Here is a 13,288-nt window from a genome sequence, read left to right as displayed (position 1 = left end):
AGCACGCAGCGGCGGCCGGCACTCCGGGCCCCGGCGCGCTCCCGACCGGAGGGTGGGCAGTGTGGCTCGACACGACCGGCTGTACCCGGGGCCGACGGGCGAGGTGGGCATGAGTCTGTCACTGCGCTTCGCCGCCGGATCGCACAAGGGCATGATCCGGGAGGGCAACGAGGACTCCGGTTACGCCGGTCCGCGCCTGCTCGCCATCGCCGACGGCATGGGTGGCGCCGCCGCCGGTGAGGTCGCCTCCTCCGAGGCGATCTCCACGATCGTCGCGCTCGACGACGACGTGCCCGGCTCGGACGTGCTCACCTCGCTCGGCGCGGCCGTCCAGCGCGCCAACGACCAGCTGCGTGCCATGGTCGAGGAGGACCCCCAGCTCGAGGGCATGGGGACGACGCTGACCGCCCTGCTGTGGACGGGCCAGCGGCTCGGTCTCGTGCACGTGGGCGACTCGCGCGCGTACCTGCTGCGCGACGGCGTGCTGACGCAGATCACACAGGACCACACCTGGGTGCAGCGCCTGGTCGACGAGGGCCGCATCACCGAGGAAGAGGCCACCACCCACCCGCAACGCTCCCTGCTGATGCGGGCGTTGGGCAGCGGCGAGCACGTCGAGCCCGATCTGTCGATCCGCGAGGTCCGGGCCGGTGACCGCTACCTGATCTGCTCCGACGGCCTCTCCGGGGTCGTCTCCCACCAGACGCTCGAGGACACCCTCGCCAGCTACCAGGGCCCCCAGGAGACCGTGCAGGAGCTGATCCAGCTCGCGCTGCGCGGCGGCGGACCCGACAACATCACCGTCATCGTCGCCGACGTCCTCGACCTCGACACCGGCGACACCCTCGCCGGGCAGCTGTCCGACACCCCGGTCGTGGTCGGCGCCGTCGCCGAGAACCAGCACCAGCACCAGCTGCACGACAACGGCATCATGCAGACCCCGGCCGGCCGCGCCGCCGGCCTCGGACGCCAGGGCCACGGACACGGCGGGGCCGGCGAGTTCGGCCCGCCCGGCTCCGGTGACGTGACCGGTTTCATCCCCACCGGCGGCTTCGGCGACTACACCGACGACGACTTCGTCAAGCCCCGCAAGAACCGCAGGTGGCTGAAGAGATCGTTCTACGCCGCCCTCACGCTCGCCGTCATCGGCGGCGGGCTGTACGGCGGCTGGCGCTGGACGCAGACGCAGTACTACGTCGGCACCAAGGGCGAGCACCTCGCGCTGTACCGCGGCATCAGCCAGGACCTGGCCTGGGTCTCGCTCTCGAAGGTGGAGAAGGACCACCCCGAGATCGAACTCAAGTACCTCCCCGAGTACCAGCAGAAGCAGGTCGAGGCGACGATCCCCGCGGGCAGCCTGTCCACCGCCCGCAAGAAGATCGACGAGCTGGCCGTGCAGGCCTCCGCGTGCAAGAAGCAGGTGGAGTCGGCCACGACCCGGACCCAGAAGACCTCCAAGACCGGCGAGGGCGAGGCCGGGGGCACCACGGGAACCACTCCCTCCTCCCTCACGTCCAAGGCAACACCGAGCCCCTCGGTGTCCGCGTCCCCGACCGCAACCGCGACCGCCACTCCCAGCCCCGGCCCCACCCTCTCCGAGGAAGAGCAGAAGGTCGTCTCGCTGTGCGGTAAGCAGTAGGCAAGCCGTGAGAGGCCCCGTCACACGATGAGCAGTACAACCAACACGCCGACGCACCACACGTCCACGATCGGCTCGATCGGTACACCGAGCCGGCGCAACACCGAGCTCGCGCTCCTGGTGTTCGCCGTCGTCATCCCGGTGTTCGCCTACGCCAACGTCGGCCTCGCCATCAACGAGCAGGTGCCGTCCGGCCTGCTCGCCTACGGCCTGGGCCTCGGCCTGCTGGCCGGCGTCGCCCACCTCGTGGTCCGCAAGTTCGCGCCGTACGCCGACCCGCTGCTGCTGCCGCTGGCCACGCTGCTGAACGGACTCGGACTCGTCGCCATCTGGCGTCTGGACCAGTCCAAGCTGCTCCAGTCCATCCAGCAGGCCGGGACGGCCGCGCCGCGCCAGCTGATGTACACGGCGTTGGGCATCGCCTTCTTCATCGTGGTGCTGATCTTCCTCAAGGACCACCGCGTCCTGCAGCGCTACACCTACATCTCCATGGTCGGCGCGCTGTTCCTGCTGCTGCTGCCGCTGGTGCCGGGACTCGGCCGGAACATCTACGGTGCCAAGATCTGGATCCAGGTCGGCAGCTTCTCCATCCAGCCCGGTGAGTTCGCCAAGATCGTGCTGGCGGTGTTCTTCGCCGGCTATCTGATGGTGAAGCGAGACGCGCTCGCGCTGGCCAGCCGCCGCTTCCTCGGCCTCTACCTGCCGCGCGGCCGCGACCTCGGCCCGATCCTGGTCGTCTGGTTCATCTCGATCCTGATCCTGGTCTTCGAGACCGACCTGGGCACCTCGCTGCTGTTCTTCGGCATGTTCGTCATCATGCTGTACGTCGCCACCGAGCGGACCAGCTGGATCGTCTTCGGTCTGCTGATGTCCGCGGCCGGCGCGGTCAGCGTGGCCAGCTTCGAACCGCACGTCCAGCAGCGCGTCCAGGCCTGGCTCGACCCCATGAAGGAGTACACGCTCTCCCGGGCGGGCGAGGTCGGCCACTCCGAGCAGGCGATGCAGGCCCTGTGGGCGTTCGGCTCCGGCGGCACCCTCGGCACCGGCTGGGGCCAGGGCCACTCCGAGCTGATCCGCTTCGCCGCCAACTCCGACTTCATCCTCGCCACCTTCGGCGAGGAGCTGGGCCTGGCCGGCGTCATGGCGCTGCTGCTGCTGTACGGCCTGATCGTGGAGCGCGGTGTGCGCACCGCCCTCGCCGCCCGCGACCCGTTCGGCAAGCTGCTCGCCATCGGCCTCTCCGGCGCCTTCGCCCTCCAGGTGTTCGTCGTCGCCGGCGGTGTGATGGGCCTCATCCCGCTCACCGGTATGACGATGCCGTTCCTGGCGTACGGCGGTTCCTCCGTCATCGCCAACTGGGCGCTGATCGGCATCCTCATCAGGATCAGCGACACGGCACGCCGCCCCGCCCCCGCCCCCGCCTCCAACCCCGACGCCGAGATGACCCAGGTGGTCCGCCCGTCATGAACAAGCCCCTGCGCCGGATCGCGATCTTCTGCGGACTCCTGATCCTCACCCTGCTCATCCGCGACAACTGGCTCCAGTACGCCAAGGCCACCGACCTGGCCGACGACGACGAGAACCGCCGCGTCAACATCGAGCGCTACGCCACCCCGCGCGGCGACATCATCGTCGACGGCAAGGCCATCACCGGCTCGGTGGAGAACACCAGCGGCGACTACAAGTTCAAGCGCACCTGGACCAACGGACCGATGTGGGCGCCGGTCACCGGCTACTCCTCGCAGGCCTTCGGCGCCAACCAGCTGGAGAAGCTCGAGGACGGCATCCTCACCGGCAACGACGACCGGCTCTTCTTCCGCAACACCCTCGACATGATCACGGGCAAGAAGAGGGAGGGTGGCAGCGTCGTCACCACCCTCAACGCCGCCGCGCAGAAGGCCGCGTACAAGGGGCTGTCGGCCCGCGGCAAGGGCGCCGTCGCCGCGATCGAGCCGTCCACCGGCAAGATCCTGGCGCTGGCCTCCACCCCGTCGTACGACCCGTCGAAGTTCGCGGGCACATCCAAAGCGGACGAGAAGGCCTGGAACGAGGTCCAGAAGGCGAACAACCCCGACGACCCGATGCTGAACCGGGCGCTGCGCGAGACGTACCCGCCGGGCTCGACCTTCAAGGTCGTCACCGCGGCCGCCGCGCTGGAGAACGGCGTGGTCTCGGGCATCGACGACGCCACGAAGACGCCGGACCCCTACCCGCTGCCGCAGTCGACCACGCCCCTCACCAACGAGCACGGTGAGTGCGAGAACGCCACGCTGCGGTACGCGCTGATGGTGTCCTGCAACACCGTCTTCGCGAAGATGTCCGACACCGTCGGCAACGAGAAGATGATCGAGCAGGCGGAGAAGTTCGGCTACAACGACAAGGAGCTGGACACTCCGGTCCGCGCCGCCGAGAGCGTCTACCCGCAGGACAACAGGCCGCAGAACGCCATGGGCGGCATCGGCCAGGCCTCCAACCGCGCCACCCCGCTGCAGATGGCCATGGTCGCCGCGGCCGTCGCCAACGACGGCAAGCTGATGAAGCCGTACATGGTCGACCAGCTCAAGGCCGCGAACCTCGACACCATCGAGACGACCGAGCCGCAGGAGCTGTCCCAGGCCGTCTCCTCGGAGACCGCGCAGAAGCTCCAGCAGATGATGGAGACGGTCGTCAACGACCCGCAGGGCACCGGCGGCAAGGCGAAGATCAGCGGCGTCACCGTCGGCGGCAAGACCGGTACCGCCCAGCACGGCCTGAACAACAACGAGAAGCCGTACGCCTGGTTCATCTCCTACGCGAAGCTGTCCGACGGCAGCGCGCCGGTGGCCGTCGCGGTGGTCGTCGAGGACGGTTCCGCCAACCGTGACGACATCAGCGGTGGCGGTCTGGCGGCCCCCATCGCGAAGGCTGTGATGGAAGCAGTCATCGGCAGCAAGAAGTGACCCCCATCACGTCGCCTACACATCGGTGCACGTTGCGATACCGGTCCTGTATCGGGTGACGGGCTTGGCCAGGTCACACAGCGCCGTCCGGGTACGGTATGCCCGGACGGCAGCCTCCGGCCGCACACGTGTGCCGGTCGGGACCGACGGAGAGGGCTGGTAGGTAGCTATGGAAGAGCCGCGTCGCCTCGGCGGCCGGTACGAGCTGGGCCACGTGCTCGGCCGTGGTGGCATGGCCGAGGTCTACCTCGCGCATGACACCCGCCTCGGCCGCACCGTGGCGGTGAAGACGCTGCGCGCGGACCTCGCGCGCGACCCTTCCTTCCAGGCCCGGTTCCGCCGGGAGGCCCAGTCGGCCGCCTCGCTCAACCATCCCGCGATCGTCGCGGTCTACGACACGGGCGAGGACTACATCGACGGGGTCTCGATCCCGTACATCGTCATGGAGTACGTCGACGGCTCCACCCTCCGTGAGCTGCTGCACTCCGGCCGCAAGCTGCTGCCGGAGCGCGCCATGGAGATGACCATCGGCATCCTCCAGGGTCTGGAGTACGCCCACCGCAACGGCATCGTCCACCGCGACATCAAGCCGGCGAACGTCATGCTGACCCGCAACGGCCAGGTCAAGGTGATGGACTTCGGCATCGCCCGCGCCATGGGCGACGCCGGCATGACGATGACGCAGACGGCGGCCGTCATCGGTACCGCCCAGTACCTCTCCCCGGAGCAGGCCAAGGGCGAGCAGGTGGACGCCCGCTCCGACCTGTACTCCACGGGCTGTCTGCTCTACGAGCTGCTGACCGTCCGCCCGCCCTTCGTCGGCGACTCCCCCGTGGCCGTGGCCTACCAGCACGTCCGTGAGGAGCCGCAGGCGCCGAGCGTCTTCGACCCCGAGATCACGCCCGAGATGGACGCGATCGTGCTGAAGGCGCTGGTCAAGGACCCGAACTACCGCTACCAGTCCGCCGACGAGATGCGCGCCGACATCGAGGCCTGCCTCGACGGCCAGCCGGTCGCGGCCACGGCGGCGATGGGCTCGGTCGGCTACGGCGGCTACCCCGACGACCAGCCGACCACGGCCCTGCGCTCCACGGACGCCGGCGCCACCTCGATGCTGCCTCCGATGAACCCGGACAACGGCGGCTTCGGCTACGACGACCGCCCCGACCGGCGCCGCCAGAAGAAGTCCAACACCTCGACGATCCTGCTGGTCGTCGCGGCGGTGCTGGTGCTCGTCGGCGCGATCCTGATCGGCAAGTGGGCCTTCGGCGGCGGCGCCACGGACAAGCCGTTCAAGGCACCGAACTTCGTCGGCCAGACCGAGGAACGCGCCCGCACGATGGCCACCAACGTCGAGCTGACGGTGCAGGTCACCAACAAGCCGTGCGAGGCCCAGCCCAAGGGCAGCGTCTGCGAACAGGACCCCGCGGCGGGCGCCGACGTCAACAAGGGCGACACCGTGAACCTCGTCGTCTCGACCGGCGCGCCGAAGGTGGCCGTGCCCAACGCCACGGGCAAGAGTCTGGAAGAGGCCAAGACGCTGCTGGAGGGCGACAAGTACCAGTTCGTCGTCGAGACGAAGGAAGAGGTCTCCCCGCAGGAGCCCGGCACGGTTCTCTCCCAGGACCCCGAGCTCGGCACCGAGGTGGAGAAGGGCTCCACGATCACCCTCACCATCGCCAAGGCGGAGGAGAAGGCGACCGTTCCCGACGTCACCGGCAAGACCTGTGACGAGGCCAAGGCGCAGATGCAGGCCAACGACCTCGTCGGCAACTGCACCGAGGTCGACACCCAGGACCCGAACCTGGTGGGCAAGGTCATCCAGACCACCCCGTCGGCGAATTCGCAGGCGGACAAGGGCTCGCAGGTCCAGATCCAGATCGGTCGCAGCTCCCAGACCCAGGTCCCGGGCAACCTCCAGGGTCTGAGCCTGAAGGACGCCAAGAAGGCCATCCAGGACGCGGGGCTGAACGTCGGCAACATCACCGGTTCCAACGACGACAACGCCGTCGTCCTCAGCTCCGACCCGCAGCCGGGCAGCACGGTGAACAAGGGCCAGACGGTCAACCTGGTCACCGTCGGCGGCAACGGTGGCAACAACAACGGCGGCAACAACAACAACGGCGGGACGATCTTCTTCGGAGGAACCGGCGGCGACGACGACTGACCGCACCGCCCCACCCCGCCACCCACCGCAATGACATCGGGCCCTGCCGGATCAACCGGCAGGGCCCGATGCCGTCTCGGCTCGGCACACTTCCCTCGGCACGCTTCCCTCAGCGCACTCTCCATCAGCGCGCTTCCCTCAGCGCACTCTCCATCAGCGCGCTTCCCTCAGCGCGCTCTCCATCAGCGCGTTTCCCTCAGCGCAGTTCCTTCGGCGGCGTGCGGTCCGCGTCCACCTTCTCCACGCGCTCCAGCTCGCCCCACACCACGTACCGGTAGCGGCTCGTGTAGACGGGGGTGCAGGTGGTCAGGGTGATGTACTTGCCGGCCTTCTTCTTGCCGGACTCCTCGGGGACGGCGCCGAGGACCTCGACGTTGTACTTCGAGGTCTCGGGCAGGACGGCGTACACCGTGTAGACGTACCAGTTGTCCCGCGTCTCGAAGACGATCGGGTCGCCCTTCTTCAGCTTGTCGATGTTGTGGAACTTCGCGCCGTGACCGTCGCGGTGGGCGGCCAGGGAGAAGTTGCCGTCCTTGCCGGCCATGGGCAGCGCGGCCTTGACGGGGTCGGTGTAGTAGCCGGCGACGCCGTCGTTGAGGACCTTCGAGGAGGTGCCCTTCTCGACCAGGACCTCGCCGTTCCGCATCGCGGGCACGTGCAGGAAGCCGATGCCGTTCTTGGTGTCGAGGGCGCCGGGGCCGGTGTCCTCCTGGGACCAGGTGTCGCGGACCTTGTCGCCCTGTTGGTCCGCCTTGCGGTCGGCGAGGACGTTGGTCCACCACAGGGAGTAGACGACGAAGAGGCCGAGCACCAGCCCGGCCGTGATGAGGAGTTCGCCGAAGACACTGACCGCCAGGGCGATCCGCCCGCCTCGGCGCCGCGGCGCGGGCGGGGACGCGGTCGCGTCGGTGTGCTCTGCGTGCTCAGTGTCGTCGGTGGTCGCTGCCACGGTCATCTGCCCCTACTCGACGAGCGCATCCGGCTTGCCCTTGCTGCGCGGCCGTTCCTCGACCATCTTGCCCCAGACGATCAACCGGTACTTGCTGGTGAACTCCGGTGTGCACGTCGTCAGGGTGATGTACCGGCCCGGCCCGGTGAATCCGGAGCCCGGCGGCACCGGCTCGAGGACGCTCACGTTGCTCGGTGAGGTCACCGGCAGCATCGACGCCATCTTGTAGACGTAGTACTCGTCCTGCGTCTCGACGACAATCGCGTCGCCGGGCTGGAGCTTGTTGATGTACCGGAACGGTTCGCCGTGTGTGTTGCGGTGGCCGGCGATCCCGAAGTTGCCGGTCTTCGCGTCGGGCATGGCCGTCTTCAGCGCGCCCTCGGCGTAGTGCCCGACCATGCCCTTGTCGAGCACCTTCTTGTTGCTGATGCCCTCGGCGATCGGGACCACCACGTCCAGCTTGGGGATGTGCAGGAGGGCGAAGCCCTGCCCCGGCGAGAAGGTCCCCGGGTTGCGCCTGCCGTTCGCCCAGTCGTCCTGGAGGCTGCTGGCCTCCTTGTCCGCCTGCGCGTGCGCCCGGACGTTCGTCCACCACAGCTGGTAGGTGACGAACAGCAGCATCAGCACGCCGGTGGTGATGAACACCTCGCCGACGGCCCGGCTGACGACCACGGCCGCGCTCGGCTTGCGGGCCTTCGCCCGTCGGCGGGCCTCGACCCGCGAGAGGGGACGCGACGTCGGCTGCGCCGATCCCACGGTCTCCGAGGAGGCGCCGCCGTGACGCCCGTGACGACCCTTGGCGGCCTTTCTACGGGCCGCTCTGCCGCCCGGTGTGACTCCAGTGGCAGCAGATGCCGCCGGGGCGTCAGAAGCGGACATGGACTCGCCGCCGAACACGGACTGCGGCGGCTGCGGAATCCGCAGGGCCACCGTCTCCTCGTCGATGGGAGGCTCGTACGGCGCCCCGCCGTACAAGTCCTCGCGCTCGGGGCGCAGCGCGGTCACGCCGTGGCCCTGCCCACCACCGGGGCCAGCCCCGCCGACCTCGCCACCGCGCCCTGGTCGCCGCACTCCACCAGCCAGTTGGCCAGCATCCGGTGCCCGTGCTCGGTCAGCACCGACTCCGGGTGGAACTGCACGCCCTCGACGGGCAGCTCGCGGTGGCGCAGGCCCATGATGATGCCGTCGTGCGTACGGGCGGTGACCAGCAGCTCGTCCGGGACCGTCGCCGGCTCGGCCGCCAGGGAGTGGTAGCGGGTCGCCGTGAAGGGCGAGGGCAGTCCGGCGAAGACGCCGCTGCCCTCGTGCTCGACCAGCGACGTCTTGCCGTGCAGCAGCTCCGGCGCCCGGTCGACCACACCGCCGTACGCGACCTGCATCGACTGCATGCCCAGGCAGACGCCGAAGACCGGCACGCCGGTCGCCGCGCAGTGACGGACCATGTCGACGCAGACCCCGGCCTCCTCGGGCGTGCCCGGGCCCGGGGAGAGCAGGACGCCGTCGAAGCCGTCCTGGGCGTGGGCCGTGGAGACCTCGTCGTTGCGCAGGACCTCGCACTCGGCGCCCAGCTGGTACAGGTACTGGACCAGGTTGAAGACGAAGCTGTCGTAGTTGTCGACGACGAGAATGCGCGCGCTCACTGGTTGTCCACCGTCACATCGTTGAAGGGAAGCAGCGGTTCGGCCCACGGGAAGACGTACTGGAACAGGGCATACACCACGGCCAGAACCAGCACGATCGAGATCAGCGCCTTCACCAAGGCGTTTCCCGGCAGATGCCGCCAGATCCAGCCGTACATGCCGTCCCTTCCGTCGCGCCACGGCACCAGACTCACGCCGTACGTCACCAGACTAACGGCGGAGAGCCTTCGGTTTGCCTGCCTCCACGGGCTGTGTGGAGTCCAGGTGCGCCCAGACGATCAGCCGGTGACTGTGCCCCCATTCGGGATCGCACGTGGTCAGCGTCAGATAGCGCCCGGGGCGCGTATACCCCGACTTACGTGGCACAGCGTCGATCACCTCGATGTCCGTGGGCACAGTTTTGTAGGGCCCCTGATCGATCCGGTACGTGAACCAGGTCGTCCCGTCCGTGAGCACCACCGCGTCCCCGCGCCGCAGCTTCGGGAAGTCCTTGAAGGGGTCGCCGTAGGTGCGGCGGTGTCCGGCGACGGAGAAGTTGCCGGTCTGCCCGAGCCGCGCGGTCCCCGCGTAGTGTCCGAGCCCCTTCTTCAGGGTGCCGGTGGCCGTCCCTTCGAGGACGGGCTTGTTCCACGTGAAACCAAGCCGCGGGATGTACATGATCGCGAAGGGCTCGCCGTTGCGGTACGGCGGCGGCGGTGCGGGGCTCGACGCGGGACGGTGCGCCGGCGCACCGTCCCGCGCGGGTACCTGCGCCCACTGGTCCCGCAGGCGGTCGATCTGGTCGTCCATCACGTGGTCGGCCTTCACGCCCGTCCAGAACAGCACGTGGACGACGAACAGCACGATCACGGTGCCGACGGTGATGCACAGCTCGCTGACGGTCCGGACGATCACGCGCACCGGCGGCTCCCGTAAGGCGGCTACTCCGGCTACTCCACTGGCTTCGCGTAGTGCAGATCCACTGTGCCCGAGTAGCCCGGCAGAGTCACCGTGCCGTCCTCGGTGACTTTCCAGCCGAGCCCGTAGACGTTGACGTACACCATGTAGTTCTGGATCGCCGGCGAGTCCGCGAGCGCCTGCTGGAGCTTCTCCGGGTCACCGACGGCCTGGATCTTGTACGGCGGGGAGTAGACGCGGCCCTGGAGGATCAGGGTGTTGCCCACGCAGCGCACGGCGCTGGTCGAGATCAGCCGCTGGTCCATGACCTTGATGCCCTGGGCGCCGCCCTGCCAGAGGGCGTTCACCACGGCCTGGAGGTCCTGCTGGTGGATGACCAGGTAGTCGGGCTGCGGCTCGGGATAGCCGGGGAGCTTGGCGGTGGCGTTCGGCGGGGCGTCGTTGAGCGTGACCGTGATCGCCTTGCCCTTGACCGCCTGCGTGCCCGCAGCCTTCTCCAGCCGGGCGAGCTTCTCGTCCTCGGCCTGCGTGCTGCCGTCGTCGGCGTCGGCGAGCGACTCGACGTCGTCGCGCAGGGCCGCGTTGGACTCGTCCAGTTCGCCGTTCTTGTGGCTGCGTTCCTGGATCAGGTCGGAAAGTTTCAGCAAGGACGTGTCCGTACGGATATTGGTGCCCTTGGCCGTGTTGAAGCTGGTGAAGAAAATGAGCCCCGCGAGGGCGAAGACACCCACGGTGAGCACCCGCACCGGCCGGAAGCGAGGTCGGCGGACGGGAGCGGAACCCGTTGAACCCGTCCCGGGGGAGTCGGCAGAATTGCTCAACGTACCCTTATCTCCTTCGGCGCCGTAGAAGCACTACGCTAACGGACGCCCGGGGGAGAGCTCAGTGTCCCCTTGTACGCTGCCCCGAGCCCGACCGAGTTCCCTGCGCGGCCACGCAGCGCATCGACAGGAGAGACCCTCGTGCCGAAGTCACGTATCCGCAAGAAGGCCGACTACACGCCGCCGCCGGCGAAGCAGGCGACCGCGATCAAGCTGAACAGCCGCGCCTGGGTCGCACCGGTGATGCTGGCCATGTTCCTCATCGGGCTCGCCTGGATCGTCGTGTTCTACGTGACCGACGGATCCCTGCCCATCGACCAGCTCGGCAACTGGAACATCGTGGTGGGCTTCGGCTTCATCGCCGCCGGATTCGGCGTCTCCACCCAGTGGAAGTAGTCCCCGGGCCACCTCTGCCCAGGGCTATCCGCTGAGTTATCCACAACCCCGGGAGATTTCCACACCCCGCCTGGGGAAAAGAAAGACGATCTGTGGATAACCCGTCGAGGGTTGACACCGGTACGACTGACACACCGGCTTCCGCAAGACTGTTCGCCCCCTGCCTGACCTGCGTAAACACCAGGTCGGTGACAGGGGGCACAGGTGTTCTCGCACGCTGTGCACAAGATCGGGCACGCTGTGGAAACAGAGGCGCTCAGGTGAGCTGGCCGGTCCTCAGGAGGGTCAGCACCACAGCCACGACGAGCACCAGGGCACAGGCACCGAACTGCACCAGCGCCCGCCGCTCCCGCGGGGCGTGGACCATGCCGTACCCGATGACGACGCCGGCGACGAGACCGCCGATGTGGGCCTGCCAGGAGATGTTGAACCCGGGGCTGAAGGTGAAGATCAGGTTGATCACCAGCAGGGCGATGATCGGACGCATGTCGTAACGCATCCGGCGCATCAGGACGGCGGTGGCGCCGAAGAGGCCGAAGATGGCGCCCGAGGCGCCGAGCGAGGGCTGGTTCGGGGCGGCGAGGAGGTAGGTCAGCGCACTGCCCGCGAGGCCGGAGACGAAGTAGAGCGCGAGGTAGCGGGCGCGGCCGAGGGCCTCTTCCAGGGGGCCGCCGAGCCACCACAGGCTGAGCATGTTGAAGACGATGTGGATGTAGCTGCCGTGCAGGAACATCGACGTCAGCAGCCGGTACCACTGTCCCTCCGCGACGCCCCCGAACTCCCCGAGGAGGGGGATGTAGGCGCGTCCGATCAGGTCGAAGCTGTCGGTGAAGCGGTCGCCGACGGAGAGCTGGACCAGGAAGGCGGCCAGGCAGAGACCGAGGAGGATCTTGGTGACGAGGCGGGGGTCGGCGGTCATGGTGCCCCCGGCCAGGGTGCGCGGCCGGGACGCCGAGGGTGCGTGACCGGTGCCGGAGCCGCTGCGGACGCAGTCCGGGCACTGGAAGCCGACGGAGGCGCTGACCATGCACTCGGGGCAGATCGGGCGCTCGCAGCGGGTGCAGCGCACGCCGGTCTCGCGGTCGGCGTGCCGGTAGCAGGCGGGCAGGCCGCTGTGGGCGTCGTCCTGGCGGCTGCCTGGCGCCTGGTCCATGGGATCCCCCAGAGTCGTCGTAGGCAGGGCTGTGCCCCGCTCATCCATACGGACGAGCGGGGCATTTGGTTCCCCGGAGGGAACCGTCCGTCGTGCGGTCAGCGCTGCTCGACGACGACCGACTCGATGACGACGTCGTTGAGCGGGCGGTCCGTGCGCGGGTTGGTCTGCGTGCTCGCGATCGTGTCGATGACCTTCTGGCTGGCCGCGTCGGTGACCTCACCGAAGATGGTGTGCTTGCGGTTCAGCCAGGCCGTCGGGGCGACGGTGATGAAGAACTGCGAGCCGTTGGTGCCCGGACCGGCGTTGGCCATGGCCAGCAGGTAGGGCTTGTCGAAGCGCAGGTCCGGGTGGAACTCGTCCTCGAACTGGTAGCCGGGACCGCCGGTGCCGTTGCCCAGCGGGTCACCGCCCTGAATCATGAATCCGCTGATCACCCGGTGGAAGACCGTGCCGTCGTAGAGCTTCGCCGTGGACTTCTCACCCGTGGCGGGGTGGGTCCACTGGCGCCCGCCGGTGGCGAGGTCGACGAAGTTCTTGACCGTCTTGGGGGCGTGGTCCGGGAAGAGCCGGACCTCGATGTCGCCGTGGTTGGTCTTCAGGGTGGCGTACAGCTGCTCGGCCACGATCTGCCTTCCGTTGTCTTCCTGTAACCCCCCGATCCTCGCACGCCCGGGGCCGTACGTC

Annotated in this window: 13 protein-coding genes; 5 read left to right on the top strand and 8 right to left on the bottom strand. The window is 68.6% G+C overall.

The genetic code is table 11. The annotated features are described in order from the left end of the window. Positions 1-109: 109 nt before the first annotated feature. From ACF1A1_RS05800 to pknB, 4 genes are all read left to right on the top strand, one after another. Positions 110-1,639, top strand: coding sequence for a Stp1/IreP family PP2C-type Ser/Thr phosphatase (locus tag ACF1A1_RS05800; protein WP_391645815.1), 1,530 nt, complete (start codon positions 110-112; stop codon positions 1,637-1,639). Positions 1,640-1,666: 27 nt separating this feature from the next. Beyond that, positions 1,667-3,106, top strand: a complete 1,440-nt coding sequence (locus tag ACF1A1_RS05795) for an FtsW/RodA/SpoVE family cell cycle protein (protein WP_391645813.1) — start codon at positions 1,667-1,669, stop codon at positions 3,104-3,106. After that, positions 3,103-4,578, top strand: a complete 1,476-nt coding sequence (locus ACF1A1_RS05790; protein WP_391645811.1) for a penicillin-binding transpeptidase domain-containing protein — start codon at positions 3,103-3,105, stop codon at positions 4,576-4,578. The genes ACF1A1_RS05795 and ACF1A1_RS05790 overlap by 4 nt, the downstream gene beginning before the upstream one ends. 169 nt (positions 4,579-4,747) lie before the next feature. Beyond that, a complete protein-coding gene (pknB, locus tag ACF1A1_RS05785; protein ID WP_391645809.1) occupies positions 4,748-6,745 on the top strand; it encodes a Stk1 family PASTA domain-containing Ser/Thr kinase in 1,998 nt (665 codons plus the stop codon). Between the two features lie 196 nt (positions 6,746-6,941). On the opposite strand, the gene ACF1A1_RS05780 is transcribed toward pknB, so the two are convergent. The 6 genes from ACF1A1_RS05780 to ACF1A1_RS05755 are packed head-to-tail and all read right to left on the bottom strand — an operon-like array spanning position 6,942 to position 11,052. Next, positions 6,942-7,700 carry a class E sortase gene (locus ACF1A1_RS05780; RefSeq protein ID WP_391645807.1) on the bottom strand — a complete coding sequence of 253 codons (759 nt, stop codon included), beginning with the start codon at positions 7,698-7,700 and terminating at the stop codon, positions 6,942-6,944. A gap of 6 nt (positions 7,701-7,706) precedes the next feature. Continuing rightward, entirely contained in the window at positions 7,707-8,777 is a 1,071-nt protein-coding gene (locus ACF1A1_RS05775) for a class E sortase (protein WP_391646387.1), read from the bottom strand. Continuing rightward, entirely contained in the window at positions 8,696-9,334 is a 639-nt protein-coding gene (locus tag ACF1A1_RS05770; protein ID WP_391645805.1) for an aminodeoxychorismate/anthranilate synthase component II, read from the bottom strand. The genes ACF1A1_RS05775 and ACF1A1_RS05770 overlap by 82 nt, the downstream gene beginning before the upstream one ends. Continuing rightward, a complete protein-coding gene (locus ACF1A1_RS05765) occupies positions 9,331-9,540 on the bottom strand; it encodes a hypothetical protein (protein WP_391646429.1) in 210 nt (69 codons plus the stop codon). The genes ACF1A1_RS05770 and ACF1A1_RS05765 overlap by 4 nt, the downstream gene beginning before the upstream one ends. A gap of 4 nt (positions 9,541-9,544) precedes the next feature. Beyond that, complete coding sequence (locus ACF1A1_RS05760) at positions 9,545-10,234, bottom strand: class E sortase (RefSeq protein ID WP_391645803.1); 690 nt, start codon at positions 10,232-10,234, stop codon at positions 9,545-9,547. A 29-nt stretch (positions 10,235-10,263) separates the two neighbouring features. Continuing rightward, on the bottom strand, positions 10,264-11,052 hold the full coding sequence (locus ACF1A1_RS05755; RefSeq protein WP_391645801.1) for a DUF881 domain-containing protein: 789 nt from the start codon (positions 11,050-11,052) through the stop codon (positions 10,264-10,266). A gap of 141 nt (positions 11,053-11,193) precedes the next feature. Here ACF1A1_RS05755 and crgA point away from each other — a divergent pair, with 141 nt between their 5' ends. Further along, complete coding sequence (gene crgA / locus ACF1A1_RS05750; RefSeq protein ID WP_189931486.1) at positions 11,194-11,448, top strand: cell division protein CrgA; 255 nt, start codon at positions 11,194-11,196, stop codon at positions 11,446-11,448. A gap of 256 nt (positions 11,449-11,704) precedes the next feature. On the opposite strand, the gene ACF1A1_RS05745 is transcribed toward crgA, so the two are convergent. Then, on the bottom strand, positions 11,705-12,601 hold the full coding sequence (locus ACF1A1_RS05745) for a rhomboid family intramembrane serine protease (RefSeq protein ID WP_391645799.1): 897 nt from the start codon (positions 12,599-12,601) through the stop codon (positions 11,705-11,707). A gap of 98 nt (positions 12,602-12,699) precedes the next feature. Then, entirely contained in the window at positions 12,700-13,227 is a 528-nt protein-coding gene (locus ACF1A1_RS05740; protein ID WP_391645797.1) for a peptidylprolyl isomerase, read from the bottom strand. Positions 13,228-13,288 lie beyond the last annotated feature (61 nt).

It is taken from the genome of Streptomyces sp. NPDC014995 (assembly GCF_043080745.1).
Taxonomy (GTDB): domain Bacteria; phylum Actinomycetota; class Actinomycetes; order Streptomycetales; family Streptomycetaceae; genus Streptomyces.
The sequence above is the reverse complement of the archived record's forward strand: the minus strand, read 5'-3'. Positions and strand labels throughout refer to the sequence as shown.

Coding starts and splice junctions, on each gene's coding strand:
- ACF1A1_RS05800 (WP_391645815.1), top strand. CDS start 110: ATGAGTCTGTCACTGCGCTTCGCCGCCGGATCGCACAAGGGCATGATC.
- ACF1A1_RS05795 (WP_391645813.1), top strand. CDS start 1,667: ATGAGCAGTACAACCAACACGCCGACGCACCACACGTCCACGATCGGC.
- ACF1A1_RS05790 (WP_391645811.1), top strand. CDS start 3,103: ATGAACAAGCCCCTGCGCCGGATCGCGATCTTCTGCGGACTCCTGATC.
- pknB (WP_391645809.1), top strand. CDS start 4,748: ATGGAAGAGCCGCGTCGCCTCGGCGGCCGGTACGAGCTGGGCCACGTG.
- ACF1A1_RS05780 (WP_391645807.1), bottom strand. CDS start 7,700: ATGACCGTGGCAGCGACCACCGACGACACTGAGCACGCAGAGCACACC.
- ACF1A1_RS05745 (WP_391645799.1), bottom strand. CDS start 12,601: ATGGACCAGGCGCCAGGCAGCCGCCAGGACGACGCCCACAGCGGCCTG.